This window comes from Streptomyces tamarix (genome assembly GCF_032423885.1).
Lineage (GTDB): Bacteria > Actinomycetota > Actinomycetes > Streptomycetales > Streptomycetaceae > Streptomyces > Streptomyces tamarix.
Window position 1 is genome coordinate 33,025 of the sequence record NZ_JAWCTQ010000008.1, and the last position, 25,430, is coordinate 58,454.

Below are 25,430 nucleotides of genomic sequence, written 5' to 3' on the forward strand. Positions count from 1 at the left end.
ACCATGGCCATCACGATCGGTACGGCGGCCCGCGCCGAGGACCGCAAGGCGGCCGAGTACGCCGCGCGGATCGAGCGCGTCTCGAAGTCCTTCGCCGGCCCCACCGGGCAGCAGCTCGTCCTGGACGACATCAGCCTCGATGTCGCGCCGGGTGAGTTCGTCACCCTCCTCGGGGCCTCCGGCTGCGGCAAGTCGACCCTGCTCAACCTGGTCGCCGGGCTCGACCGGCCGTCGTCGGGGACGATCGCCACGGACGGGCGCCCGGCCCTGATGTTCCAGGAGCACGCGCTGTTCCCGTGGCTGACGGCCGGCAAGAACGTCGAGCTGGCGCTGAGGCTGCGCGGCGTGCCGAAGGCCGACCGCCGCGACGAGGCGGAGCGGCTCCTCGAACTGGTCCGGCTGGGCGGCGCGTACGGCAAGCGCGTCCACGAGCTGTCCGGCGGGATGCGGCAGCGCGTCGCGATGGCCCGGGCACTCGCCCAGGACAGCCGGCTGCTGCTGATGGACGAGCCGTTCGCCGCGCTCGACGCGATCACCCGCGACGTGCTGCACGGCGAGCTGACCCGGATCTGGGTGGAGACGGGCCTGTCGGTGCTGTTCGTCACCCACAACGTGCGCGAGGCCGTACGGCTGGCGCAGCGCGTGGTGCTGCTGTCGTCCCGGCCGGGGCGGATCGCCCGCGAGTGGACGATCGACCTGCCGCAGCCGCGCCGCATCGAGGACGCCGCGGTGGCGGAGCTGTCCCTGGAGATCACGGAACGACTGCGGGGGGAGATCCGCCGACATGGCCAGCACTGACACGAGGGCCGGCGCCGGCAGGACGGACGACCTGGCGGGCCTGGAGGCCGGACTCGACGCGCTCGACGCCGTCGAGACGCGCCGGACGCCGCTGCGCGAGACGCTGGTGGGGAAGGTCCTGCCGCCCGCCGTGGCGGTGGTCCTCGTCCTGGTCGTGTGGCAACTGCTGGTGTGGGCGGAGGTCACCGACGCGTACAAGCTGCCCGCGCCGTCCGCGGTGTGGGACAGCCTGTCCGAGATGTGGTTGCAGGGGACGCTGTTCGGCGTCATGTGGACCAGCGTGTCCCGCGCCCTGTTCGGTTTCGTGCTGGCGCTCGCGATCGGTACGCCGCTGGGCCTGCTCGTCGCCCGCGTGAAGGTCGTGCGGGCCGCGATCGGGCCGATCCTGTCGGGCCTGCAGTCGCTGCCGTCCGTCGCGTGGGTGCCGCCCGCGGTGCTGTGGCTGGGCCTCAACGACCGGATGATGTTCGCGGTGATCCTGCTCGGCGCCGTGCCGTCCATCGCCAACGGGCTGGTCGCCGGCGTCGACCAGGTGCCGCCGCTGTTCCTGCGCGCGGGCCGCACGCTCGGCGCGACCGGGCTGCGGGGCGCCTGGCACATCGTCATGCCGGCGGCGCTGCCGGGCTACCTGGCGGGCCTGAAGCAGGGGTGGGCGTTCTCGTGGCGGTCCCTGATGGCCGCCGAGATCATCGCGTCGTCGCCGGACCTGGGCCTCGGCCTGGGCCAGTTGCTGGAGAACGGCCGCAACAACGCGGACATGCCGGGGATCTTCCTGGCGATCCTGCTGATCCTGCTCGTCGGCATCGCCGTCGACCTGCTCGTGTTCAGCCCCGTGGAGCGCGCGGTGCTGCGCCGCCGCGGACTGCTGGGCCGGGGCTGAGCGCCGTGGCCGGCCCCGTGCTGCTCGTCGTCGCCCACGGCAGCCGCGACCCGCGGCACGCCGCGACCGTCCACGCCCTGGTGCGGGTGGTGGCCGCGCTGCGCCCCGGCGTCCGGGTGGAGACCGCGTTCCTCGACTTCAACGTACCGTCCGTGCCGGCCGTCCTGGCGTCCCTCGCGGCCGGCGGCGTACGGGACGTGGTGGCCCTGCCGCTGCTGTTGAACCGGGCGTTCCACGCCAAGGCGGACATCCCGGCCGTGTTGCGACAGGCGCCGCCGGTACTGCGGATCCGCCAGGCGGAGGTCCTCGGTCCGTCGCCGCTGCTGCTGCGCGCGGCGGAGCGCCGCCTGTACGAGGCGGGCCTCACCCCCGCCGACAAGCCCGCGACCGGGGTCGTCCTGGCCTCGGCGGGCTCCACCGACCCGGAGGCGAGCGCGGTGTTCGCTGAAACGGCGCGGGAGCTGCGGCGTGCCGGTTGGTGCGCCGTGCGGCCCGCGTTCGCCTCCGCGGCCCTTCCCCGCACCGAGGACGCGGTGCGGGAGCTGCGCGCCGCGGGCGTCCGGCGGGTGGCCGTCGCCCCGTACGTGATCGCCCCCGGTCGGCTCCCCGACCGGATCGCCGCGGGCGCGGCGGACGCCGACGTCCTGGCCGACGTGCTCGGCCCGGCCCCGGAACTGGCCCGGCTGCTGCTGGAGCGGTACGACGGGGCGCGGGCGGCCCACCCGCTGGCCGCGGCGGTCTAGGCCCCGCCCGGCGGCCACGCCGACTCCGGCGCCCGGCCGCGCCCCCGCCCGCGGGGGCGGGGGTCCGCGGTGGGCGGGCGGCCCGCGGTCCTCGTGGACGTCCTCCGACGGCCCGGCGGGCGGGGACCTTCAGCGGCGTTCCGGGGCGGCCGGCGCGTGGGCCGCCGGAACGCGTTCGAGGACGCCGCCCGCGAACACGTCGTACAGCGGCAGCGTCTCCAGGTGCACGTACCCGATGTGGCAGTCGCAGACCGCCAGCGGGCAGGGGCGCGGGGCGAGCGCGGCACGGTACGAGCCGTCGTAGAGGTTGCCCAGCTCGGTGCGGACGAAGTGGCAGCGGCGGACCGTGCCGTCGCCGTCGACGGAGACGACCGACTCGCCCGTGCGGCACGGCAGTCCGCGCGAGCGGTGCGGGTGCCGGCTGTAGGGGAACAGCGGGTCGATGGCCGTCCAGGCGGCGGCCTCGTCGTCGGTGTAGGTGCGGCCCTCGGCGGCGTTGACCCACAGGTAGACGTGGGCGGGCAGGGCGGCGCGCAGCCGCCGGGCGTCCTCCAGGTGTTCGGGCAGGCCGACGACGCCGACGCTGTGGCGCACGCCCCGGTCGGCGAGGTCGCGGGTCTTCGCGAGGAACCGTTCGTAGGGTGTCTGGCCGGGGTGGTAGGTGCACCACAGGGCGACGGTCTCGGGGTCGGCCTCCGCGAGCCAGTCGGTGCGGCAACTGAGGTTGGTCTGGATGGCGACGCGCCGGACGTGCGGCCGGTGCGACAGCTCGACCAGGGCCCGCCGGTACCAGGAGCGGACCAGGCCCTCCCCCCAGGGCGTGAACAGGACCGACAGCCGGTCACCGGTCGGGGCGCCGGCCCAGCCGGTGAACCGTTCGAGCGCGGCCCGGTCGGCGCGCAACTGCGCGGGGGTGTCGCGGCGCTTGGCGAAGGGGCAGTACGGGCAGTCGTAGTCGCAGGAGGCGAGCGGCCCCCGGTACAGGATCGTCAGGTCCACGGCGGGCTACTTCGGCTCGTACGCGGCCATCGCGGCCCGTACGGCGGGTGAGAACAGCTCGGGGCCCAGCGCGTCGGAGTGGGCCAGGCCCTCCGGGGAGAGCCGCAACCGGGCGCCCGCGCCGCCGCCGGGGTCGCCGCCGGGGCCGTCGTCGAGGAGCCAGCCGCGCTCCGCGAAGGCGGCGAGCTCGGCGGGGAAGTCGTCGTACGGGTCGGTGCCGAACCGGTCGCGGTAGTCGGCGAGCGGCATGCCCTGGGCCTGGAGGAGCGACTGGAGGAGGTGGCGGCGGCGCGCCTCGTCGCCGTCGACGGGCCGGCCGTGGACGGCGCGGCCGAAGTCCTCGGTGGCGGTGTAGTCGTCGATGATCGCCCGTATCTCTCCCATGTCGACGGCGTAGTCGAAGGAGTAGTGGAGCGTGGAGGTGTAGGAGCGGGCGCCGCAGCCGAGGCCGATCATGCCGTCGGTCTGGCAGGCGTGGTCGTCGGGGCCCTGCGGGGCGGCGCCGGCGCGGCGGAACATGCGCATCGACACCTGCTCGTAGCCGTGCGCGAGGAGGTGGTCGCGGCCCTGCCGGTAGAGCGTCAGGCGCTGTTCGTCCCAGGCGCGGTCGGTGTGGGCGGTGCGCCGGGCGAGGCCGGTGAGGGGGCGGACGTACAGCGGGTACAGGTACAGCTCCTCGGGCCGCCAGGCGAGGGCGGCGTCCAGGGAGGTGCGCCAGGTGGCGGGGGTCTGGCCGTCGATGCCGTAGATGAGGTCGATGTTGAGGACGGGGATCCGCGCGTCGCGGACGCGGCCGAGCGCGGCCTCCACGTCGGCGCGGCGCTGCGGCCGTACCGCCGCCCTGGCCTCCTCGTCGACGAAGCTCTGCACCCCGACGCTGAGGCGGGTCGCGCCGCGCTCGGCGAGGACGGCGAGCCGGTCGGCGGTCGCGGTGGCGGGGGACGCCTCGACGGAGAGGGGGACGGCGCGCAGGTCGGCGCCCATGCGTTTCTCCGCGATGTCGCAGAGGCGGTCCAGTTCGCCGGCGGTCAGGAAGGTCGGTGTGCCTCCGCCGAACGCGGCGTTGGCGAAGCGCACGGGGCCCGTGCCCCCGTCGCCCGGCGCGTCGAGGGCGTCGCGGACGGCGGTGGCCTGGCGGTCGAGGGCGTCGAGGTAGCGGCCGGTGAGCCCGTCGGGGGCGCCGATGCGGGTGAAGAGGTTGCAGAAGCCGCAGCGGACCTCGCAGAACGGGACGTGGAGGTAGAGGGAGAGCGCGTCCCTGCGCTCGTCCCGCCACAGGTCGCGCAGGGCGGGCCGGTCGGGCAGCGGCCGGTACGCGGTCTTGTGCGGGTAGGCGTAGACGTACGCCTGGTACGGGCGGACGGGGGTCGCGGCGGGCGCGGTCATGCGGACGGCTCCAGGAAGAAGTGGGCGTACGGCACGGTCCACACGGCCTCGTGGCCGAGGCGGTGACCGGTGTAGCCGTCGTCGCCGTAGGTCGTGCCGTGGTCGGAGCAGACGACGGCGAAGCAGCGGCGGCGGGAACTCATCGCGGCGAACAGCCGGCCGACGTGCCGGTCGACGTACTCCAGGGCGGCGGCGTGGGTGGCGCGGCTGTCCCCGGCCTCGCGGGTCGCGCCGGGCAGGTGGAACCAGTTGGGCTGGTGCAGTGCCGAGACGTTGAGGAAGAGGAAGAGCCGCTGCCGCGGGGGGAGCGCGGCGACGATCCGCTCGGCCCGGCCGACCTGCGCCTCGAAGGAGGTGGGCGACGCCACGCCGAACTCCGGCTCCCAGTGGCTCTCCTGGAACAGGCCGGGCAGTACGCCGCCCAGCGCGCCCCGCTTGTTGAAGAAACCGACGCCGCCGACGCACACCGTGCGGTACCCGGCGGCGGCGAGCCCGGAGACCAGGTCGGGCGTATCGAAGACGTACGTGCGCCCGGCGGTCGTCTCGCTGCCGGCGAACCGGGCGGCGAACAGCCGCGGGTGCGGCCCCGGTTCGGCCGGTGTCGGCAGGAAACCGGCGAACATCGCCTGGTGGGAGGCGTAGGTGAAGCTGCCCGGCGCGTGCCGCTTCTCCCAGGCCCCGCCGGGGAGGTGGCGGGCCAGGTGGGGGATGCGTCCGGCGGCGGCCAGTTCGGCGGCCACGTCGTAGCGGAGGGTGTCCAGGGTGAGCAGGAGCAGGTCGTCGCGGCCGACGACCTCGTTCATGTCGGGGAGCTGGGTGCTGTCAGAGGGGTGCACGGAGGGTCCTCGTGTGGTGGTGCCGCTGTACGGCCGCGACCTGGGCGGCGTAGGTGTCCAGGCCCTCGGCGCCGCTGCCGGGGAGTCCGGTGAGGCCGGGCAGGAGGTCGCCGAAGGCGTTGACCTCGGCGACGGCGAACCGGCGCCAGCCGACCGCCGGGAGCAGGTCGACGCCGACGCACAGCGTGCCGGGGAAGCAGGCCGCCACCCGCTCGCACGTCTCCAGGGCGTCGGCCCAGTGCGGCCCCGCGGCGGCGACGGCGGCGGCCAGGTCGCCGCGCCGGCCGCCGAGGTGGAGGTTGGTCATGGGTGAGCGGCTGGAGCGGACGACGGCGTGGGTGGCCCGGCCGGCGACCACGACGACGCGCAGGTCCGTCACCCCGCCGTCCAGGGACGCCTTGGGCCACCACCGCTCGATGTGCAGTCCGTCCGGGGCGAGCGCGTCGACCAGGGCGGCGACCTCCCGCTCGCTCGTGCTGCGGCGGACGCGCAGCGAGTTGTGGAGGCGGCCGTCGCCGGTGCTCTCCACGGAGGTGGTCGCCCTGATCCGGCCGCGGCCGGCCGTCTCGACGGCGACGATGCCGGACGCGGAGGACCCGTGGGCGGGCTTCAGGAACGCGCGCGGCATGCCGCGCGCGTCCATCAGGGCCCGTACGTCGTCCCAGCCGCGCACCGGGGCGCCGCCGCCGGACGTCGGCGACTCGGGGACCGGCACCCCGGCCCGGTCCAGGGCTCGGTGGCAGCGCCGCTTGTCGAAGAGGACGGCCAGCTCGCCGGGGTCGTCGAGGCGCACGCCACCGGTGAGGGACCGTACGGCGGCGGTGAACCGCGCGTACCAGCGGGCGCCGCCCTCGACGCGGGTCGGGTCGTCCACTCCGCGCAGGAGGCGGTCGACCTCGGCGTTCTCACCGGGCGACTCCAGCCGTACGACCTCGTCGGGGGCGAAGCCGGCGCCGCCGTCCCGCAGGACCTCCGTCCACGGCACGACGCGCGGCGCGGGCAGCCCCGCCTCGCGGACCGCCCGGCCGAACAGGGCGACGCGGCGGTTCTCGGGATTGCCGACGACCGCCCAGCGCGTCGGTGCTTCCTCCGTCACGGCCCGTCCGTCACTCGCCGACGGCGACGTAGCGCCAGACGCGGCCGTCCCACTCGTCCTCGTCGGCGTGGCCGCGGTCCAGGTCGAGGGTGACGCCGGCGCTCTCCAGCGTCTCCCTCAGTCGCTGCCGCAGCGGCTCGCCGAGGTAGTTGTGGTGGAGGTCGAGCTTCTTCAGGTGCGTGAGCGGCTGGCCGCCGAGCAGCGCGGTCGCGCCCTCGTCGGTGAGGACGCCCATCGAGAGGTCGAGGGTCTCCAGCCGGGCGACGACGGGCGCGGACGCCACGGCCGCGGCGATCCCGTCCTGGATGTCGCTGTTGCGCAGCGCCAGGTGGCGCAGGCTCGGCAGGCGGGACCCGTCGAGGATCGGCGCCACGTCCTCGACGGAGCAGTCGCCGCCGTAGCTGTCCGTGCCCAGCCACAGGTCGAGGTGGACCAGCGCGGGCAGGTCGCTCGCGGCGACGCCGCGCACGGCCTCGGCGGGCATGCCGCCGGTCTGGACGGTCAGGGAGCGCAGCCGGCCGTGGGAGACGGCGGGGAAGCGGAGGCCGGTGCCGCCGCGGACGCCGAACTCCTCCAACTCGGGGAAGCCGTCGAGGAGCGGGGTGACGTCGCCCTGGTTGATCCAGGAGATCTCGCACTCCTCGGACTCCATGTCGCCGAGGAACAGGGCGCGCAGGGCGGTGAGTCCGCCCCGCGCGTCGAGGAGCGCGGCGATGACCGGCTCGGGCCCGGTTTCGTACGCCTCCTCCCAGGCGCCGACGACGATCGCGCGGACCCGGCCGAGGTCGACGGCCGCGGCGAACCGGGCGAACGCCTCCGGCCAGCTCTCCTCGCTGTCGTACGTGTCGGACGAGACCCGCCACGCGACGGTGTCCGCCTCGGGCAGCGGCGTCTTCCCGCCGTCCTGCGGGCCCGGGAAGTCGAAGACCGGAAGCCCGTACGACTCCCGCAGATGCGCCACCATGTTCTCCCCGCCGTTCCTCGCCTGTTCGCTGTCGATGTGCCTGCAAGTTGTAGCAAGCGCCACTGACAGCGCCCGGGGCGGGGCCGGTCGGGAGGCGTTGTCAGACCCTCCGCCTACGGTCGGACACGACGCGGCGCACCGGGCGGCGCGGGGGAAGGGGACAGGTATGTACCGGCAGGGGGACGTGCTCGTCGTGCCGCTCGACGAGGCGGCCGTTCCGGCGCACGTCGCGGACGCGCCGGCGGAGCCGCGGGACGGGCGGGGCCGGATGGTGTTGGCGCTGGGCGAGGTGACCGGACACGCGCACGCCGTGGTCGGTCCGGGGCGGCTGGTGTGGGAGCCGGGCGCGTCCGGGCCGCTGCTGCTGCACCTGCCGGACGGGGGGCGGGTGGTGCACGAGGAGCACGCCGCGATTCCCCTGCCGAAGGGCTGGTACCGGGTGGTGCGGCAGCGGGAGTACGTGCCGGGCTCGGTGCGGATCGTGGCGGACTGAGGAACCGGCGGCCGAGGGACGAAGGGGGACGGCGATGAGCGGTGTCGACGCGTGGAGGGCCGTCGCGGCGGCCACGGGCCCGGCGGACCGGGCGGCGGCGGAGGCGGGGGTGCGCCTCGCGTATCGCCGGGCGGGGCTGCGGGAGCCGGAGCGGATCGTGTGGGCGGGCTCGCCGCGGGAGGCGGTGCGGCTGCTGCGGGACGCGCCGGACGGCCCGTGCGGGCCGCGGGCGCGCGGCCGCGGCGTGCGGGACGCGGTGCGCAGCGCGCCGTGGGCGGCCGAGCGGAGCCGGCTGCACGAGCTGATCGGCCCGCGCGGCTGGGGCCGGCGGTGGAACGCGACCGGCGCCCGCGTGTGGGAGGCGACGGAGCGGCTGGTGGACCGTGTCCGGGCCGGGCTGGTCGAGGAGCTGGCGGACGGCCGCGCCGAGGAGGCGGAGATCCGGTTGCTGCTGCTCGACGCGGTGCTGGGCCAGCACGACGCGGCGTGGCTGTGCGCGTTCGGCGCGCAGGAGGGCACGCCGCTCGACGGGCTCGCCGCGGTGGCCCGGTCGGCGGGCTGGTGGTGGCCGTACGAGCGGCTGGCCGTCGTGTGCGAGCGCCCCGTCGAGCTGCACCGGGACGAGGCGGGCCGGCTGGACCGCGGTGACGGCCCGGCGCTCGCCTACCCGGACGGCTTCGCGCTCCACGCGTGGCGCGGCATGCCCGTTCCCGCCGCGTTCCTGGCGGAGCTGCGGACCCTGACGCCGCAGCGGATCCGGGGGGAGGAGAACGCGGAGCTGCGCCGGGTGATGCTGGAGTTCTACGGCTACGACCGCTACCTGCGCGAGTCGGGCGCCGAGCCGGTGCACCGGGACGGGACGGGCGTGCTGTGGCGGATACCCCTGCCGGACGACGAGGACGTCGTCATGGTGGAGGTCGTCAACTCGACGCCGGAGCCCGACGGCACCAGCCGTACGTACTGGTTGCGGGTGCCGCCGGAGACGCGGACCGCGAAGCAGGGGGTGGCCTGGACGTTCGGGCTGGACGCCGAGGTGTACGCGCCGCTGCGGGAGACGTGACGGGCGGGCCGGTCAGTCGTAGTCGAGGCCGCCGGTGCGGGCGCGCTTCAGCTCGAAGAACCCGCTGTGCCCGGCGAGGGCGCGGAAGGCGTCGAAGAGGCGGGCGGCCTCCTCGCCGCGCGGGATCGCGTTGAGGACGGGGCCGAACCAGACGGCGCCGTCGACGTGGAGGGTCGGCGTGCCGACGTAGCCGCCGGCGGCGGGGTCCCTGCCCGCGTCGTGGCTGCGGCGCACCGCCTCGTCGTACGCGGGGTCGTGCGCGGCCTTCGCGAGGTCGGCGGGCAGGCCCAGTTCGGCGAGGGCCTCGGCGACGACCGCGTCGAAGTCGTCGTTCCCCTCGCGGTGGATGCGGGTCCCGAGGGCCGTGTACAGGTCGCGGAGCACGTCTTCGCCGTGGTGGTGCGCGGCGGCGGCCGCGACCCGGACGGGGCCCACGGAGCGGTCGACGAGGTCCCGGTACCAGTCGGGCAGCTCGTTGCCGGTGTTGTGGAGGTGGAGGCTCATCACGTGGAAGCGCACCCGGAGGTCGCGGTGGCGTTCGACCTCCAGGATCCAGCGGGAGGTGATCCAGGCGAAGGGGCAGGCGGGGTCGAACCAGAAGTCGACGGTGACGGTGGGCTGTCCGGTGTTCATGCTCGTGACGCTAGTCGGCGGGTGGTCCGGGTGAGCGGGCCAATCACGGGACGGGTTCCTGGGCCATTTCGGCGAGCTTGAGGACGGTGTTCCAGTTACGGGTGGTGGCGACGAGGCCCCTGAGGACCGTCGGGCGGGCGAGGGCCTCGGCCAGCTTGGAGCGCCCGAGGCCGTCCGGGACGTACAGGTACAGCGCCCGGTCCCCGAGGCGGAACTCCTCCGGGAGGCGGGCGGCCCGGTCGACGGCGGCGAACCGGTCGACGCTGACGGGCGCGGAGAAGTAGGTGACGTGGAGCTGCCTCGGTTCCAGCTCCGCGGCGGGGAACGGGCAGGCGTCGACGACGGCCCGCAGGTACGGGCCGCCGCGGACGAGGCAGTCGACACGGAACCCGAAGCGCTCCTCCAGCGCCCGCTCGATCGCGGCGGCGAGCGCGTCCTCGTCCGCGTCCGACGCGGTGGTGAAGAAGGCGTTGCCGGACTGGAGGTGGGTCCGCACGGCGGTGTGGCCGAGTCCGGTGAGGACGGCGCGCAGTTCCGCCATGGGGACCTTCCGGGGGCCGCCGACGTTGACGCCGCGCAGCAGGGCTGCGTATCGGGTGGTCGTCATGGCCGCCACTCTAGGCCGCCGCCCTGCCCCGCCGCCCCGCCGTCCCACCGCCGGGCGGGCGCGGCGGTGGGGAAGGCCAGCGGCTCGGGGTGCACCCCGCCGCCCCGCCGCGCGGGCGGGCGGGCGGCCCGTCCCGTGGGCCCCGGCGGGCGCCAGCCGCGCCCGGGCGGGGCACGCGAAAGCGCCCGGGCGGGGCGTACGGGGGCGTGTGCCGGCCGGTCGGGCCCGGTGGTCCTCCCCCGGCGCGGCGCGCCCCGCGCCGGGTGCGAGACTGGCCGGCGACGAGGTCGGCGGCGCGAGCGGCGGACCGGCGAAGGGCGGAGGGCGAGACGGCGGCATGGACGAGGCGAGGGCGCGGGAAATCCTGGACGCGGCCGGGTACGCGGCGGGCGGCGCGGACGCGGCGCTGCTGGCGCTGGGCGAGAACGCGGTGTTCGCCGCCGGGGACCTGGTGGTGAAGGTGGGCCGGGACGCCGGGCTGCTGGACCGGGCGCGGCGCGAGGTGGCGGTCGCCGACTGGCTGGCCGAGGCGGGGGTCCCGGCCGTGCGGGCGGCAAAGCCCGGGGCGCGGCTGGTGGAGGGGCACCCGGTGACCGTGTGGCGGCGGTTGCCCGACGCCGTACGGCCGGCCGGGCCGCGTGATCTGGCCCCGCTGCTGCGCCGGGTGCACGAGCTGCCCGCACCGCCGTTCCCGCTGCCCGGCCGGGACCTGCTGGGCGGGGTGGAGCGGTGGCTGCGGCTCGCCGGGGACGCGATCGACCCGGCGGACGCCGCGTTCCTGCGGGAGCGGCGGGACGGTTTCGCCGAGGCCGCGGCGGCGCTCGTACCGCACCTGGAGCCGGGCCCGATCCACGGCGACGCGCTGCCGCGCAACGTCCACGTGGGCCCGGACGGCCCCGTCCTCGTCGACCTGGAGACGTTCTCCCTGGACCTGCGGGAGCACGACCTGGTGGTGCCGGCCCTGTCGCGGGACCGCTACGGCATGGACCCGGCGGCGTACGACGCGTTCACGGCCGCGTACGGCTGGGACGTGCGGGAGTGGGAGGGCTGCGCCGTGCTGCGCGGGGCGCGGGAGACGGCGAGCTGCGCGTGGGTGGCCCAGCACGCTCCGGCGAACCCGAAGGCGCTGGCCGAGTTCCGCCGCCGGGTGGCGTCGCTGCGGGACGGCGACCCGGGGGTCCGCTGGTACCCGTTCTGACGTGCTGTCATGATGACCGCGTCAGGACGTGTGCGGCCCACCGGACATCGGAGACTCGCGGATGCGTGTGGAACTCACCGAGGTGACCCTGGAAGTCGAGGACAGCGGGGGCTCCGGCCCCGCGGTGCTGCTGGTGCACGGCTTCCCGGACACCCACGACTGCTGGCGCCACCAGGTGCCCGCCCTCAACGCGGCCGGATACCGGACGATCGCCCCGGACCTGCGGGGCTTCGGCGGCTCCGACCGGCCGGCGGAGACCGCGGCGTACGCCCCGGCCCGCTCCGCGGCGGACCTGCTGGAGCTGCTCGACCGGCTGGGCGTCGGCCGGGTCCACCTCGTCGGCCACGACTGGGGGTCCGGCATCGCGCAGGGCCTGGCCATGGCCGCGCCGGACCGGGTGGCGAGCCTGTCGCTCCTGTCCGTGGGCCATCGGGGCGCGCTCGCCGACGCGGGCTGGGAGCAGCGCAGCCGCTCCTGGTACATGCTGCTGTTCCAGCACGAGGGCGTCGCCGAGGAGTGGCTGCTGCGGGACGGCGCCGCGCACGCCCGGGAGTTCCTCACCGAGCACCCGGACGCCGACGAGGTCGTGGAGCGGCTGTCGGAGCCGGGCGCGCTCACCGCGGCGCTCGCCGTCTACCGGGCGGGGCTGCCGCCGCGGGCGCTGTTCGGCCCCGAGGTGCCGCTGCCGCCGCTGCCGGGGCCCGTGCTGGGCATGTGGAGCACCGGTGACCGGTTCCTCACCGAGCGGGCGATGACGGGCACGGAGAAGTACGTGGCGGGCTCCTGGCGGTACGAGCGGGTCGAGGGTGCGGGCCACTGGCTCCAGTTGGAGGCGCCCGAGCGGGTGAACGCGTCGCTGCTGGGCTTCTTCGCCGACCACGCCTGAGCGGTCCGGGTCAGCCGGTGGCCACCGCGGACGCGGAGGCCGGATCCGGTTGCCGGAGCGGCCACCGCGGGTCCACGACGGCGTCCGGGCTGCCCTTGCGCCGCAGGAAGTCCTGGAAGTCGGCCGCCCACTGCGCGTACCACTCCACCTGGCGGGCGTGCAGCTCGCGCGGCGCCAGCCGGGCCACCAGCGCGTGCCGCTCGGCTATCGCGCAGGCGACGAGGACGGCGGCCAGCGCGTCGGCGGCCGCCTCGTGCGCCCCGTCGAGCGCCACGCCGTACTCGGCGCAGACCGCCTCCAGGTTCCGCTTGCCGCGCCGGTAGCGGTCGACGGCCCGGTCGATGGTGTACGGGTCGACGACGGGCCCGACCGGCGCGCCGTCCAGCCGCTCGCCGAGCGACGGCAGACCGTGTCGCCGCAGCTCGGCGGCGAGCAGCGTCAGGTCGAACGCGGCGTTGTACGCGACGACGGGCACGCCCCGGGCCCAGTACCCGGCGAGGGCGCCGGCGACCTCGTCGGCGACCTCGCGGGCCGGGCGGCCCTCGGCGGCGGCGCGCTCGCTGCTGATGCCGTGGATCGCGGACGCCTGCGCGGGTATGCGGACGCCGGGGTCGGCGAGCCATTCGCGGCGCGCCAGGGTGCGCCCGTCCCGTACCTCCACGACCGCGGCCGTGACGATCCTCGCCTCGAACGGCTCCGTCCCCGTCGTCTCCAGGTCGAAGCCGACGAGGGTCTCCCCGTGCCAGTGCATCCCGAACCTCCTTCGCGGCGCCGCGGTCCGCGCGGCACCCTCCCCCAGTGGGTCTTCACCCTCGCACGCGGCACTGACAACGCACCCCGGGACCCCCGCAAAGGTATCTTCAGGACACCGGGCGCGAATCCGCCCAGAACGACTCGAACTCCTCGCGGTACGTCTCGAACAGCCCGTGGTCGCCGTCCGGCGCGGAGGCGACGACGGACCGCCGCCCGCCCCGCAGGACCAGGACGGGCGCCTCCATGCCGCGGGCCCGCCGGAGGTAGGACTGGACGACGCCGACGCCGTCGGGACCGTCGCCGTCGACCAGGTAGGCGGTGAAGCGGGGCGTCTCGTCGAACACCTGGATCTCGAAGGCCCCGGGGTCGCGCAGCTTGGAGCGGACCCGCCGCATGTGCAGGATGTTCATCTCCACGGAGCGGCTGAGCTCGCCCTTCTTGATGCCGAGCTCCCGCTCGCGCCGCTTGACGGCGCTGCTGGCGGGGTTGAGGAACAGCAGCCGTATCCGGCAGCCGGACTCGGCGAGCCGGACGAGCCGGCGGCCGGAGAAGTTCTGGACGAGCAGGTTGAGGCCTATGCCGATGGCGTCGAGGCGGCGGGCCCCGCCGAAGAGGTCCTCGGCGGGCAGCTGCCGCTGGAGCCGCACCCGGTCGGGGTGGACGGAGACCACGTCGGCGTACCGGTCCCCCACGAGGTCCTCGACGGCGTCGACCGGCAGCCGGTGCGCGGAGGGCACGCCGGCCCCACTGCCGAGGATCTCCAGGAGCCGGGCCGAGGCGCGCTCCGACTGGTCGAGGACGGTCCGGGACAGGGCGCGGTTGCGGGAGACGACGTTGCGGGTGACCTCCAGCTCGTCGAGGGCCAGCTCCAGCTCTCGGCGGTCGTCGAAGTACGGCTCGAAGCAGGGCCAGTGCTGGACCATCAGCTCGCGCAGCTGGGGCAGGGTGAGGAAGCTGAGGACGTTGTCGTCGGCGGGGTCGAGGAGGTAGCCCTTGCGGCGGGAGACCTCGCGGACGGCGACGGCGCGCTGCACCCATTCCTGGCCGGCCGGTCCGGCCGCCGCGACGACCCAGTCGTCGCCGTGCATGGGTTCGTACACGGGCCGCAGCACGGCGGCGACCACCGCGCGCAGACGCTGTTCGACCAGATTCAGCCAGATATAGGCCCGTCCGGCGCGCTGGGCGCGGGTGCGCACCTCGCTCCAGTCCCGGGCGTCCCAGTCCAGCTCCGCACCGATCTCCATCGGCCGGGCGAGTGAGACCGCGCCGGGCGGGACATCTGCGGAGTCAGTGGAGTCCCCCTCATGACCCGAGTCACCTGGGGGCAGCTCCAGCCCTCCCGAGCTCACCCGCGCACCGCCTTTGGTTCCGAACGCACGTCTCCAACGATCAAGGAAGGGTACTCCGGGAGGGCGACGCGGTGCAGCCGGATGGACAGGCTCGTTCCCCCACCCCCCTTGTTCCCGGCGGCGGTTCCGGGGTCCGGTGCGGGCGGAGCGGGCCGATTCGCGGGGGCGGGCCGCCCGTCACCCGCCCCGGCGCGGACCACCCGTGCGGGTGAGGGGCGGACGGCCCGTGCCGCCCGCTCCGGGGAACGCGGGGGGCGCGGGGTTGACCCGTCCGCCCGTACGGCCGCGCGACGCGGCGGCCGTACGGGGCCGCGCGCGCCGCCGGTCCCGCCGCCGCCGCGCGGCCACGGCGCGCCAAGAAGGACGATTTCCGGCCAGACCACCGCACCGGACCCGGCCCCGGTCACCCGGTAGGACCGTCCGGCGTCCTAGGCGGGCGGGCGGATTTCGTGGAGGATCGGATGAAGTGACCCCATCAGCCGGAGAAGTGACCCCATCAGCCGGATCAGAATGGAAGAGTCTTATCTATGCAGGTCTGGCCGGGACAGGCGTATCCCCTCGGTGCCACCTACGACGGCGCCGGTACCAACTTCGCGGTCTTCTCGGAGGCCGCCGACCGTATCGAGCTGTGCCTGCTGCACGACGACGGCTCGGAGACCGCCGTGGAGCTGCGGGAGACCGACGCGTTCGTGCGGCACGCCTACCTGCCCGGGGTGATGCCGGGCCAGCGGTACGGCTTCCGGGTGCACGGGCCGTACGCGCCGGAGCGCGGGCTGCGCTGCAACTCCGCGAAGCTGCTCCTCGACCCGTACGCGCGCGCGGTCGCCGGGACCGTCGACTGGGGCGAGGCGGTGTACGGCTACCACTTCGGCAGGCCGGACTCCCGCAACGACCTCGACTCGGCGCCCCACACCATGTCGTCCGTCGTCGTGAACCCGTACTTCGACTGGGGTGACGACCGGCCGCCGCGCACCGACTACCACCGCACGGTGATCTACGAGGCCCACGTGAAGGGCCTGACGATGCTCCACCCGGCGCTGCCCCAGGAGTTGCGCGGCACGTACGCGGGCCTCGCGCACCCGGCGATCATCGAGCACCTGACCGAGCTGGGCGTGACGGCCATCGAGCTGATGCCCGTCCACCAGTTCGTCCACGACCACCGGCTCGTCGACGCGGGGATGGCGAACTACTGGGGCTACAACACGATCGGCTACTTCGCCCCGCACAACGCCTACGCCTCCTGGGGCGACCGCGGCCAGCAGGTGCTGGAGTTCAAGTCGGCGGTGCGCGCCCTGCACAAGGCGGGCATCGAGGTCATCCTCGACGTGGTGTACAACCACACGGCGGAGGGCAATCACCTGGGCCCGACGCTCTCCTTCCGGGGCCTGGACAACCCCTCGTACTACCGGCTCGTGGAGGACAACCCCCGGTACTACATGGACACGACCGGCACCGGGAACTCGCTGCTCATGCGCTCCCCGCACGTCCTCCAGCTCATCATGGACTCGCTGCGGTACTGGGTGACGGAGATGCACGTCGACGGCTTCCGCTTCGACCTGGCGGCGACGCTGGCCCGCCAGTTCCACGAGGTGGACCGGCTGTCGTCCTTCTTCGACCTGGTGCAGCAGGACCCGGTGGTCAGCCAGGTCAAGCTGATCGCCGAGCCGTGGGACGTGGGCGAGGGCGGCTACCAGGTGGGGAACTTCCCCCCGCTGTGGACCGAGTGGAACGGCAAGTACCGCGACACGGTCCGCGACCTGTGGCGGGGCGAGCCCCGGACGCTCGCGGAGTTCGCGTCCCGGCTGACCGGCTCCTCGGACCTGTACCAGGACGACGGGCGGCGGCCGCTCGCCTCGGTGAACTTCGTGACCTGCCACGACGGCTTCACCCTGCGGGACCTCGTCTCGTACAACGAGAAGCACAACGAGGCCAACGGCGAGGGCAACCGCGACGGCGAGAACCACAACCGCTCCTGGAACTGCGGGGTCGAGGGGGAGACCGACGACGCCGGCGTCCGGACGCTGCGGGCGCGCCAGATGCGCAACTTCATCGCCACGCTGCTGCTCTCCCAGGGCGTGCCGATGCTCAGCCACGGCGACGAGTTCGGGCGCACCCAGCACGGCAACAACAACGCCTACTGCCAGGACGGCGAGCTGTCGTGGGTCCACTGGCCCGGCGCGGACGAGGAGGAGGCCAGGTCGCTGCTGGAGTTCACCCGGTCGATGGTGTGGCTCCGCCGGGACCACCCGGTCTTCCGGCGGCGCCGCTTCTTCCACGGCCGGCCGGTGGAGGGCACGCACGACGACCTGTCGGACATCGCGTGGTTCACCCCGGGCGGCCGGGAGATGACCGCGCGGGACTGGCAGGCCGCGCACGCCAAGGCGCTGTCCGTGTTCCTCAACGGCCACGCCATCTCCGAGCCGGGCCCGCGCGGCGAGCGGATCTCCGACGACTCGTTCCTGCTGATGTTCAACGCCGGTGCCGACGACCTGGACTTCGTCGTCCCCGTCAACCACGGCCGCCAGTGGCAGGTCGTCGTGGACACCGCCGTGCCGGAGGGCACCCCGCCGGGCCAGGGCGACAAGGTGGCGGCCGGCGACCGGCTCACCCTGGTCGGCCGGAGCCTGGCCGTACTGCGTCGCCCGGCGTAGCGGCCGGGCCGTGCGTCCACCGAACGAGGTGTTCGGCGGGTGCGAGGGGAGAGGCGCCGCGCGGGCGGGTACGTACGTTCGCATGACGTCCCACGCGCCCGGTGCCCCGCTCGCCACGTACCGGCTCCAGCTCCAGCCGGACTTCCCGTTCGGGGCCGCCGCCGAGGCGGTGCCGTACCTCGCCTCCCTCGGCGTCACCCACCTGCACCTGTCGCCGGTGCTGGAGGCCGTCCCCGGCTCGACGCACGGCTACGACGTGACCGACCACGGCCGGGTGCGGGAGGAGCTCGGCGGCGAGGCGGGGCTGCGGGACCTCGCCCGCACCGCGCGGGCGCACGGCCTCGGGCTCGTCGTCGACCTGGTGCCCAACCACATGGCGGCCGCGCTGCCGCACAACCGGGCGCTGTGGGAGGTGCTGCGCGACGGGCCCTCCTCGCCGTATGCCCGGTGGTTCGACATCGACTGGGAGGCGGGGGGCGGCAAGGTGCTGCTGCCGGTGCTCCCGGCCCGGCTCGGGGACGTGTTGGACGAGCTGCGGGTCGACGCGGACTCCTCCGTCCTGCGGTACGGCGCGCAGGTGTTCCCGTTGCGCGCCGGGACGGCCGGGCTGCCGCTCGCCGAGCTGCTGGACGCCCAGTGGTACCGGCCGGCGTGGTGGCGGCTGGCCCGCACGGAGCTGAACTACCGGCGGTTCTTCACCGTCTCGGACCTCATCGGGGTGCGGGTGGAGGACCCGGAGGTGTTCGAGGCGACCCACGCCAAGATCGTGGAGCTGGTGCGGGACGGGGTCGTCGAGGGGCTGCGGATCGACCACCCGGACGGGCTCGCGGACCCCGAGGCGTACCTGCACGCGCTGGACCGGGCGACGGGCGGGGCGTGCTGGACGGTCGTCGAGAAGATCCTCACCGGTGACGAGCGGCTCCCGGCGGGTTGGCCGGTGGCGGGCACCACCGGGTACGACGCGCTGCGCCGCGTGGACGGGCTGTTCGTCGACGGGGCGGGCGCGGAGGAACTGGGCGGGCTGTACCGGCGGTTCGCGGCCCCGCCCGGCGACCGGGGCGGCCACTGGGAGGCGACGGCGCGCCGGGCGGCGTACAAGGTGGTGACGCACGAGCTGGCGGCGGAGGTGGCGTTCCTGACCCGGACGGCCGGGCGGATCTGCGCGGCGGACACGGGGCTGCGCGACCACGCGCCGTGGGCGCTGCGGGCGGCGGTGCGGGAGCTGCTGATCCGGGTGCCGGTCTACCGGCCGTACCGGATCGGCGCGGAGGAGGTGCTGACGGAGGAGGCGGCGGCCGAGGCGCGGGGGACGTTCGCGGTGCCGGAGGAGGCGGCGGCCGTGGACGTCGTCCGGGAGCTGGCGCTGGGGCGGCTCGGGGAGGGGCCCGACGCGGCGGCGTTCCGGACGCGGTTCGCGCAGACGGCGTCGGCGCTGCGGGCGAAGTCGGTGGAGGACACGGCGTTCTACCGGTACGTGCCGCTGCTGTCGGCGAACGAGGTGGGCGGCGACCCGGGCAGGCCGGCGGTGTCCCCGGCGGAGTTCCACGCGTACTGCGCGCGGATCGCCCGGGACTGGCCGACGACCGGGACGGTGCTGTCCACGCACGACACGAAGCGCAGCGCGGACGTGCGGGCGCGGATCGCCGTCCTGTCGGAGTGCCCCGGCCGGTGGGCGAAGCTGCTGGGCGACGTGGCGCGGGTGCCGGCGCCGGACGGGCAACTGGCGTGGGCGGCGTGGCAGACGGCGCTGGGGCTGGGCCGGCCGTCGCGGGAGCGGCTGGACGGGGCGCTGCTGAAGGCGGCGCGGGAGGCGGGCCTGCACACCGGCTGGACGGAGCAGGACGCGGCGTACGAGCGGGCCGTGGCGGAGTTCGTGGCGGAGGGCCCGGCGGGGCCGGTGTGGCACCCGGTCGCGGAGCTGGCCCGCGAGCTGGAGCCGCACGTGCGGGCCAACGTGCTGGGCGCGGCGCTGCTGCACCTGGCGATGCCGGGCGTGCCGGACCTGTACCAGGGCACGGAGGCGGTGTACGAGGCGCTGGTGGACCCGGACAACCGGGCGCCGTTCCGGGAGGCCCGGCCGGACGGGAAGACGGCGGTGACGCGGGCGGCACTGGGGCTGCGGCGGCGGTACCCGGAGGTGTTCGGCGCCTCGGGGACGTACACGCCGCTGGCGGCCCGGGGCCCGGCGGCGGACCACTGCGTGGCGTTCCTCCGGTCGGACCGGGTGGTCGCGGCGGTGACGCGGCTGTCGCTGCGGCTGGCGGAGGCGGGCGGCTGGGCCGGTACGGCGCTGACGCTGCCCGAGGGCCGGTGGGTGGACGCCCTGGACGGGGCGCGGGTCGTGGACGGGGGGCGCGCGGTCGCGGTGGCGGAGCTGTTCGGGGAGCGGCCCGTGGCGCTGCTGAGCCGCGCGGAGTGAGCGCGCCGCGGCGGGGGCCGGGGCCGGGCGGCCGGGCCCCGGCGGCTCAGCGGGCTCCGGCGGCTCAGCGGGCCGCGAGGCGGAAGGCCATCCGGCCGAAGGAGACCATGTCGCCCGGCTGGACGACGACCGTGCCGGTCACGCGCCGCCCGTTGACGGTGGTGCCGTTGGTGGAGTTGAGGTCGCGCAGGACCCACGACCCGCCCTGCATGCCGAGTTCGGCGTGCAGCCGGGAGACCGTCTCGTGGCTGAGCCGCAGCCCGTTCACCGGGTCGCGCCCTATCCGCAGCGGGTACGGGCCCGGCTCCGGCAGCAGCAGCTTCGGCAGCCGCTCGGCCTGCCAGGCGTGGCCCAGCCGCACCGTGAACGCGGAGATCCGCTCGACGGCGCCGAACAGCCGCCGCGACCAGCCCCCGTCCCGCTCCCGGAGGTCGTCGGTGAGCACCGCCAGCTCGTCGAAGTGGCGGGCGGCCAGGGCGAGCTCCGTGCGCCGCAGGAACGTGTCGTGGGACAGCTTCCCCTGCACCGCGCCCTCGCGGATCAGCTCCAGCGCCCGGTCCCGCTCGGCGTCCGACAGCCGGGCGGGATGCGTCTGGGGATCGAAGGGCGACGTCACGGAGGGATTGTCGGTCGCCGGGGCCCGGGGTGTCCAGACGGGTCGCCACCGGACGGCCCGCCCCGCCCCGGCGGCGAAGTGCCGTGCTTCCCGGCTCCGGTCTTGCCAGGATGGGGCGCGGTGACGGGACCTGGCCGACGACGAGGGGATCGCCAGTGCTGTTCGAAGTGTGGGCGCCGAACGCGCGCGAGCGGGTGGAACTGGAACTGGAGGGTGCCCGGCACCCCATGGAGCGCGATCCGCTGCGCGACGGCTGGTGGACGGCGAAGGCCGGCGGCGACGTACCGGACGGGGCGCGGTACGGGTTCTCGCTGGACGGCGGACCGGTGCTGCCCGACCCGCGGTCGCGGCGCCAGCCCGACGGGCCGGACGGGCGGAGCGCGGTGGTGGACCAGGCGGCGTACGCCTGGCGGAACGAGCCGCCGCGGCGCGGGCTGCGCGGGGCCGTCCTGTACGAGCTGCACGTGGGGACGTACACGCGCGAGGGCACCCTCGACGCGGCGGCGAAGCGGCTGGACCACCTGGTGCGGCTGGGGGTGACGCACGTGGAGCTGATGCCGCTGTGCCCGTTCCCCGGGCGGCACGGCTGGGGGTACGAGGGGGTGTCGCTGTGGGCGGTGCACGAGCCGTACGGCGGGCCGGCGGCGCTGAAGCGGTTCGTGGACACGGCGCACGGGCTGGGCCTGGGCGTGGTGCTGGACGTGGTCCACAACCACCTGGGGCCCTCCGGCAATCACCTGCCGGCCTTCGGCCCGTACTTCACGGACACGCACCACACGCCGTGGGGCGCGGCGGTGAACCTGGACGCGCCGGGCTCGGACGAGGTGCGGGCCTTCCTGCTGGGCAGCGCGCTCGCGTGGCTGCGGGACCACCGGATCGACGGGCTGCGGCTGGACGCGGTGCACGCGCTCGCCGACACGCGGGCGCTGACGTTCCTGGAGGAGCTGTCGGCGGCGGTGGACGAGCTCGCCGCGGAGCGGGGGCGGGAGCACTTCCTGATCGCCGAGTCGGACCGGTGCGACCCGTGGACGACGACGCCGCGCGCGGAGGGCGGGCTGGGGCTGCACGCCCAGTGGAACGACGACTTCCACCACGCGCTGCACACGGCGCTGACCGGCGAGTCCCAGGGCTACTACGCGGACTTCGCGCGGGCGCCGCTGGCCGCGCTGGCGAAGGTGCTGGGCGAGGTCTTCTTCCACAACGGCACGTTCTCGACGTTCCGGGGCCGTACGCACGGCCGCCCGGTGGACCCGGAACGGACACGGGCGCACCGCTTCCTCGGGTACGCGCAGACGCACGACCAGGTCGGCAACCGGGCGCAGGGCGACCGGCTGTCGGCGTCCCTCTCCCCCGGCCTGCTGGCGTGCGCGGCGGTGCTCGTCCTGACGGGCCCGTTCACGCCGATGCTGTTCATGGGCGAGGAGTGGGGGGCCCGCACGCCGTGGCAGTTCTTCACCGACCACACGGACCCGGAGCTGGCCGAGGCGGTGCGGCGCGGCCGGCGGCGGGAGTTCGCGGCGCACGGCTGGCGGGAGGAGGACGTCCCGGACCCGCAGGACCCGGCGACGCGCGACCGCTCGTGCCTGGACTGGGAGGAGCCGGCGCGCGAGCCGCACGCGCGGCTGCTGGACTGGCACCGGCGGCTGATCGCACTGCGGGCCGCGCGGCCGGACCTGACCGATCCGGACCTGGCGGCGACGCACGTCGTGTACGACGAGGAGGCCCGCTGGATCGCGTACCGGCGGGGGGACGTGCGGGTGGCGGTGAACCTGGCGGACCGTCCGGCGCGGATCCCGCTGGGCCCGGACGGGGGGCGGGTGCTGGCCGCGTGGGAGCCGGTGGAGGCGCCGGGGGCGGAGGGCGGGGAGCTGGTGGTGCCGGCGGAGTCGTGCGTGGTCCTCTCCCTCTCCTGAGGGCTCCTGAGGGCTTCTGAGGGCTTTTAAGGGCCCGGGGGCCGGTTCCGGGGCGGGCCGCGCGGCTGTCGCGGCCGGCCCCTCCCCCGCCTGCGGCAGCCGCGCGGCGGCCGTGCGCCCCGCCGGTTCACCCGCCGGTGAGCCGGGCGGTCAGCTCCGCGGCGGGGCCGGCCGGTTCGCCCGTGTGGAGCAGTTCGACGCGGTGGACGAGGCGCGGTTCGACGAGGGGGACCGCGGTGGCGGCGGGCGCGGCGGGGACGGTGGCCGGGAGGAGGGCGAGGCCCTGCCCGGCGGCGGCGAGCGCGGTCAGGGTGTGCACGTCGGTGCCCTCGTAGCGCAGGGCGGGGCGGAAGCCGTACGTGCCGTGGGCGGCGCGCAGCTGGTCGAGGGGGAGGCCGGCGGCGGGGGCGTCCAGCCAGCGGGCGGCGGTGAGCTCGCCGATGCGCAGGCCGGGGCGGTGGGCCAGCGGGTGGCCGGCGGGCAGGTGGACGGCGAGCGGCGCCTCGGTGACGCGGAGGGCCGTCAGCGGGGCGGTGCCGCCCGTCGGGGCGGTCCCGGACAGGGGCAGCGGGTCGCCGGTGACGGCCAGGCCGTCGACGAGGCCGAGGTCGGCGGTGCCGTCGGCGAGCGCGGCGGCTATCGCGTCGCGGGGCCGGACGCGCAGGGTGACGCGGGCGGTGGCGGCCGGGAGGGCGGCCAGGAGCCGGGGGCCGACGGCGAGCGGGGCGGCGGCGACGGCCAGTTCGCCGGCGGGCGCGGCGACGAGGCGGGCGAGGTCGGCGCGGGCCGCGTCGAGGCGCAGCAGCAGCGGTACGGCGTGCTCCAGGAGGCGCGCGCCCGCCACGGTGGGGACGACGGGCCGCCGGGTCAGCAGCGGCAGGCCCAGCTCTCTCTCCAGGGCGGCGACGTGCCGCGCCACGGCGGCCTGGGTGCACCCGAGTTCGCGCGCGGCCGCCGGGAACGAGGCGAGCCGGCTCACCGTCACGAACGTGCGCAGGAGGCGGGGGTCCATGACGCCCAGTCTGGACCGCCGGGCCCGGCCGTGACCGGCGTCCGGCGCAACTGGCGGATCGTCAGTCGACGGGGACGACGAGGTCGGCGCGGGCCCGGCCGGGGGCGATCAGCCTCGCGTTGGCCTCGTCGGAGTCCCGGACCCAGCGCTCGGCGTCGGCGCGGCCCTTGCCGTACCGGACGTGCCGGTCGACGAGGCGCCGGATCCGCAGGTCGTCGTCGGCCTCCACGTACCAGACCTCGTCGAGGAGGGCGCGGACCGGGACCCACGCGGGGTCGTCGTACAGCAGGTAGTTGCCCTCGGTGACGACGAGCGGCACGTCGGGCGGGACGGGCACGCTGCCGGCGACGGGCTCCTCCAGGGCGCGGTCGAAGGCGGGCGCGTACACGGTGACGCGGGGGTCGGCGGCCCGCAACCGGGCCAGCAGGGCGGCGTACCCGGCGGCGTCGAAGGTGTCGGGGGCGCCCTTGCGGCCGGCCCGGCCGAGGCGGTCGAGCTCGGCCCCCGCGAGGTGGAAGCCGTCCATGGGGACGAGGACGGCGAGCCCGCCGAGCCGGTCGACGAGGCGCGCGGCCAGGGTGGACTTGCCCGCGCCGGGTGGGCCGGCGAGGCCGAGGACGCGCCGCGTGCCGGGGGTGGCGAGGCGGCGCGCGCGGGCGGTGAGGGCGTCGAACTGCTGCGCGTCCATGGTCTCGATTGTCCCTGTCCGGACGGTCTCTCGACTCGTGGCTACCGACCAGTAGAAGGAACGCCTCATTCCGTCCACCATGTGACACGAGCATGGCACCTCACGGCTCGCACCCCCCACAGAGGAGTGACCCCATGCGCGGACGCAGCGCCTCCCGGCACCGCACCCTCACCGTCGCCGCCACCGCGGCCCTGGCCCTGGCCTGGCCCGTCCAGGCGGACGCGGCGGCTCCGGCCGCGGCCCCCGACCGGCCGGCCGCCGCCGTCGCGGCCGGAGCCGCCCGGTCCACGGACGTGGACTACGCGACCTGGCAGCGCGACGTGGCGGCGGCCCTCGCCCCCGCCCGCCCCTACGTCGAGCAGCGCACGGCGAACGCGTCCGGCGAGAAGCTGGCGATCGTGCTGGACGTCGACAACACGTCCCTGGAGACGGACTTCCACTCCTTCTGGGAGTACCCGACCCCCGCCGTCCGCCCCGCCCTCGACCTGGCCCGCTACGCCGACTCCCGCGGCGTGGACGTCTTCTTCGTCACCGCCCGCCCCGGCATCCTGCACGGCCTCACCGCGCGCAACCTGCGGTCCGCGGGCTACCCGGTGGACGGCCTGTACGTCCGCGACCTGCCCGACCTGTTCGGCGAGGTCGCCGCGTACAAGACGGAGAAGCGCGCCGAGATCGAGGCGAAGGGCTACCGGATCATCGCCAACATCGGCAACCGCCCGAGCGACCTGGCGGGCGGTCACGCGGAGCGCGTCTTCAAGCTCCCGGACTACGACGGCGAGCTCTCCTGACCCCGGCGCACCGGCGGAACAGGGGGCGCGGCGGCCCGGCGCCGTGGAGGACGGCCCCGCACGGCGAAGGCGCGGGAAACGGCGTCCGGCCCGCGGCTCGCACGACGCCTCCCAGATCGGAGACGTGATCGGCCCGGGGCGCTGACGGCGGCGCCGGCCGCACGGCCGGGGGCGGGTCGAGGACCGCGCGCCGCCCCTTCCTCCGCCCGACGGCGGGGGAAGGGGCGGCCGGGTCGTGCTCAGTCCGCGGCCGGGGCCAGGCGGAGGGAGACGGAGTTGATGCAGTAGCGCTGGTCCGTGGGGGTCGGGTAGCCCTCGCCCTCGAAGACGTGGCCCAGGTGGGAGCCGCAGCGGGCGCAGCGGACCTCGGTGCGGACCATGCCGTGGGAGCGGTCCTCCAGGAGCTCGACGGCGTCGCTGTCCTTCGGGTCGTAGAAGGACGGCCAGCCGCAGTGGGAGGCGAACTTCGTGTCGGACGTGAACAGTTCGGCACCACAGGCCCGGCAGGAGTAGACGCCCTCTGTCCTGGTGTCGGTGTACTCGCCGGTGAAGGGCGGCTCCGTGCCCGCCTCGCGCAGGACGTGGTACTCCTGCGGCGTCAGCTCGGCGCGCCACTGCTCGTCCGGCTTCTCGACCTCGTACGGCATGGTCTGCTTCAGCTC

The 25,430-nt window shown here is 75.7% G+C and carries 24 protein-coding genes; 11 read left to right on the forward strand and 13 right to left on the reverse strand.

What is annotated here, in order from left to right; translation table 11 throughout:
* Positions 1–3: 3 nt before the first annotated feature.
* From RND61_RS08955 to RND61_RS08965, 3 genes are read left to right on the forward strand one after another with little or no spacing between them, the layout of a single operon-like run.
* The gene (locus tag RND61_RS08955) at positions 4–798 is read left to right on the forward strand and encodes an ABC transporter ATP-binding protein (RefSeq protein WP_315877287.1); all 795 of its coding nucleotides are present in this window, start codon (positions 4–6) and stop codon (positions 796–798) included.
* Positions 785–1,678 (forward strand): ABC transporter permease, encoded by an 894-nt coding sequence (locus RND61_RS08960; RefSeq protein WP_315877288.1) that lies wholly within the window; start codon positions 785–787, stop codon positions 1,676–1,678. The genes RND61_RS08955 and RND61_RS08960 overlap by 14 nt, the downstream gene beginning before the upstream one ends.
* Before the next feature lie 5 nt (positions 1,679–1,683).
* Complete coding sequence (locus tag RND61_RS08965) at positions 1,684–2,421, forward strand: sirohydrochlorin chelatase (RefSeq protein ID WP_315877289.1); 738 nt, start codon at positions 1,684–1,686, stop codon at positions 2,419–2,421.
* A 129-nt stretch (positions 2,422–2,550) separates the two neighbouring features.
* Here the strand turns inward: RND61_RS08965 and RND61_RS08970 are convergent, their stop codons facing one another.
* Genes RND61_RS08970 through RND61_RS08990 form a run of 5 tightly spaced genes read right to left on the reverse strand, consistent with a single transcriptional unit; the run spans position 2,551 to position 7,702 of the window.
* On the reverse strand, positions 2,551–3,420 hold the full coding sequence (locus tag RND61_RS08970; protein ID WP_315877290.1) for an STM4011 family radical SAM protein: 870 nt from the start codon (positions 3,418–3,420) through the stop codon (positions 2,551–2,553).
* A 6-nt stretch (positions 3,421–3,426) separates the two neighbouring features.
* Positions 3,427–4,806: an STM4012 family radical SAM protein gene (locus tag RND61_RS08975; protein WP_315877291.1), complete on the reverse strand. Its 1,380-nt coding sequence runs from the start codon at positions 4,804–4,806 to the stop codon at positions 3,427–3,429.
* Positions 4,803–5,609 (reverse strand): STM4013/SEN3800 family hydrolase, encoded by an 807-nt coding sequence (locus tag RND61_RS08980; RefSeq protein ID WP_315877411.1) that lies wholly within the window; start codon positions 5,607–5,609, stop codon positions 4,803–4,805. Before RND61_RS08980 ends, RND61_RS08975 begins: the two co-directional genes overlap by 4 nt.
* Positions 5,610–5,628: 19 nt before the next feature.
* The gene (locus RND61_RS08985) at positions 5,629–6,738 is read right to left on the reverse strand and encodes an STM4014 family protein (protein ID WP_315877292.1); all 1,110 of its coding nucleotides are present in this window, start codon (positions 6,736–6,738) and stop codon (positions 5,629–5,631) included.
* 10 nt (positions 6,739–6,748) lie between these two features.
* Positions 6,749–7,702 (reverse strand): STM4015 family protein, encoded by a 954-nt coding sequence (locus tag RND61_RS08990; protein WP_315877293.1) that lies wholly within the window; start codon positions 7,700–7,702, stop codon positions 6,749–6,751.
* A 166-nt stretch (positions 7,703–7,868) separates the two neighbouring features.
* Between RND61_RS08990 and RND61_RS08995 the strand changes: the two genes are divergently transcribed.
* Positions 7,869–8,195, forward strand: a complete 327-nt coding sequence (locus tag RND61_RS08995; protein WP_315877294.1) for a hypothetical protein — start codon at positions 7,869–7,871, stop codon at positions 8,193–8,195.
* A 34-nt stretch (positions 8,196–8,229) separates the two neighbouring features.
* The gene (locus RND61_RS09000) at positions 8,230–9,255 is read left to right on the forward strand and encodes a DUF6745 domain-containing protein (RefSeq protein ID WP_315877295.1); all 1,026 of its coding nucleotides are present in this window, start codon (positions 8,230–8,232) and stop codon (positions 9,253–9,255) included.
* A 12-nt stretch (positions 9,256–9,267) separates the two neighbouring features.
* On the opposite strand, the gene RND61_RS09005 is transcribed toward RND61_RS09000, so the two are convergent.
* Both RND61_RS09005 and RND61_RS09010 read right to left on the reverse strand, forming a co-directional pair.
* Positions 9,268–9,888: a mycothiol-dependent nitroreductase Rv2466c family protein gene (locus RND61_RS09005; protein WP_315877296.1), complete on the reverse strand. Its 621-nt coding sequence runs from the start codon at positions 9,886–9,888 to the stop codon at positions 9,268–9,270.
* Between the two features lie 43 nt (positions 9,889–9,931).
* Positions 9,932–10,495, reverse strand: coding sequence for a DUF1697 domain-containing protein (locus RND61_RS09010; RefSeq protein WP_315877297.1), 564 nt, complete (start codon positions 10,493–10,495; stop codon positions 9,932–9,934).
* A gap of 337 nt (positions 10,496–10,832) precedes the next feature.
* On the opposite strand from RND61_RS09010, the gene RND61_RS09015 reads away from it, so the two are divergent.
* Together RND61_RS09015 and RND61_RS09020 are read left to right on the forward strand one after the other, a co-directional pair.
* Positions 10,833–11,693 carry a phosphotransferase enzyme family protein gene (locus RND61_RS09015; RefSeq protein WP_315877298.1) on the forward strand — a complete coding sequence of 287 codons (861 nt, stop codon included), beginning with the start codon at positions 10,833–10,835 and terminating at the stop codon, positions 11,691–11,693.
* A gap of 61 nt (positions 11,694–11,754) precedes the next feature.
* On the forward strand, positions 11,755–12,579 hold the full coding sequence (locus RND61_RS09020; RefSeq protein ID WP_315877299.1) for an alpha/beta fold hydrolase: 825 nt from the start codon (positions 11,755–11,757) through the stop codon (positions 12,577–12,579).
* A 10-nt stretch (positions 12,580–12,589) separates the two neighbouring features.
* Here RND61_RS09020 and RND61_RS09025 read toward each other — a convergent pair whose 3' ends face one another.
* On the reverse strand, positions 12,590–13,330 hold the full coding sequence (locus tag RND61_RS09025; protein WP_315877300.1) for a 3'-5' exonuclease: 741 nt from the start codon (positions 13,328–13,330) through the stop codon (positions 12,590–12,592).
* Between the two features lie 109 nt (positions 13,331–13,439).
* A complete protein-coding gene (locus RND61_RS09030; protein WP_315877301.1) occupies positions 13,440–14,681 on the reverse strand; it encodes an SAV2148 family HEPN domain-containing protein in 1,242 nt (413 codons plus the stop codon).
* Between the two features lie 527 nt (positions 14,682–15,208).
* On the opposite strand from RND61_RS09030, the gene glgX reads away from it, so the two are divergent.
* Positions 15,209–17,332 (forward strand): glycogen debranching protein GlgX, encoded by a 2,124-nt coding sequence (glgX, locus tag RND61_RS09035; RefSeq protein ID WP_315877302.1) that lies wholly within the window; start codon positions 15,209–15,211, stop codon positions 17,330–17,332.
* A gap of 82 nt (positions 17,333–17,414) precedes the next feature.
* Complete coding sequence (treY, locus tag RND61_RS09040; protein ID WP_315877303.1) at positions 17,415–19,751, forward strand: malto-oligosyltrehalose synthase; 2,337 nt, start codon at positions 17,415–17,417, stop codon at positions 19,749–19,751.
* 64 nt (positions 19,752–19,815) lie between these two features.
* On the opposite strand, the gene RND61_RS09045 is transcribed toward treY, so the two are convergent.
* A complete protein-coding gene (locus RND61_RS09045; protein ID WP_315877304.1) occupies positions 19,816–20,367 on the reverse strand; it encodes a DUF1707 and FHA domain-containing protein in 552 nt (183 codons plus the stop codon).
* A 155-nt stretch (positions 20,368–20,522) separates the two neighbouring features.
* Between RND61_RS09045 and treZ the strand changes: the two genes are divergently transcribed.
* Entirely contained in the window at positions 20,523–22,280 is a 1,758-nt protein-coding gene (gene treZ / locus RND61_RS09050) for a malto-oligosyltrehalose trehalohydrolase (protein ID WP_315877305.1), read from the forward strand.
* 127 nt (positions 22,281–22,407) lie between these two features.
* Here the strand turns inward: treZ and RND61_RS09055 are convergent, their stop codons facing one another.
* Together RND61_RS09055 and RND61_RS09060 are read right to left on the reverse strand one after the other, a co-directional pair.
* Positions 22,408–23,292 carry a LysR family transcriptional regulator gene (locus RND61_RS09055; protein ID WP_315877306.1) on the reverse strand — a complete coding sequence of 295 codons (885 nt, stop codon included), beginning with the start codon at positions 23,290–23,292 and terminating at the stop codon, positions 22,408–22,410.
* A 61-nt stretch (positions 23,293–23,353) separates the two neighbouring features.
* The gene (locus tag RND61_RS09060) at positions 23,354–23,980 is read right to left on the reverse strand and encodes a nucleoside/nucleotide kinase family protein (protein WP_315877307.1); all 627 of its coding nucleotides are present in this window, start codon (positions 23,978–23,980) and stop codon (positions 23,354–23,356) included.
* Between the two features lie 134 nt (positions 23,981–24,114).
* On the opposite strand from RND61_RS09060, the gene RND61_RS09065 reads away from it, so the two are divergent.
* Positions 24,115–24,768 carry an HAD family acid phosphatase gene (locus RND61_RS09065; protein WP_315877308.1) on the forward strand — a complete coding sequence of 218 codons (654 nt, stop codon included), beginning with the start codon at positions 24,115–24,117 and terminating at the stop codon, positions 24,766–24,768.
* A 239-nt stretch (positions 24,769–25,007) separates the two neighbouring features.
* Here RND61_RS09065 and msrB read toward each other — a convergent pair whose 3' ends face one another.
* Positions 25,008–25,415 carry a peptide-methionine (R)-S-oxide reductase MsrB gene (gene msrB, locus RND61_RS09070; protein ID WP_315877309.1) on the reverse strand — a complete coding sequence of 136 codons (408 nt, stop codon included), beginning with the start codon at positions 25,413–25,415 and terminating at the stop codon, positions 25,008–25,010.
* Positions 25,416–25,430: the final 15 nt, after the last annotated feature.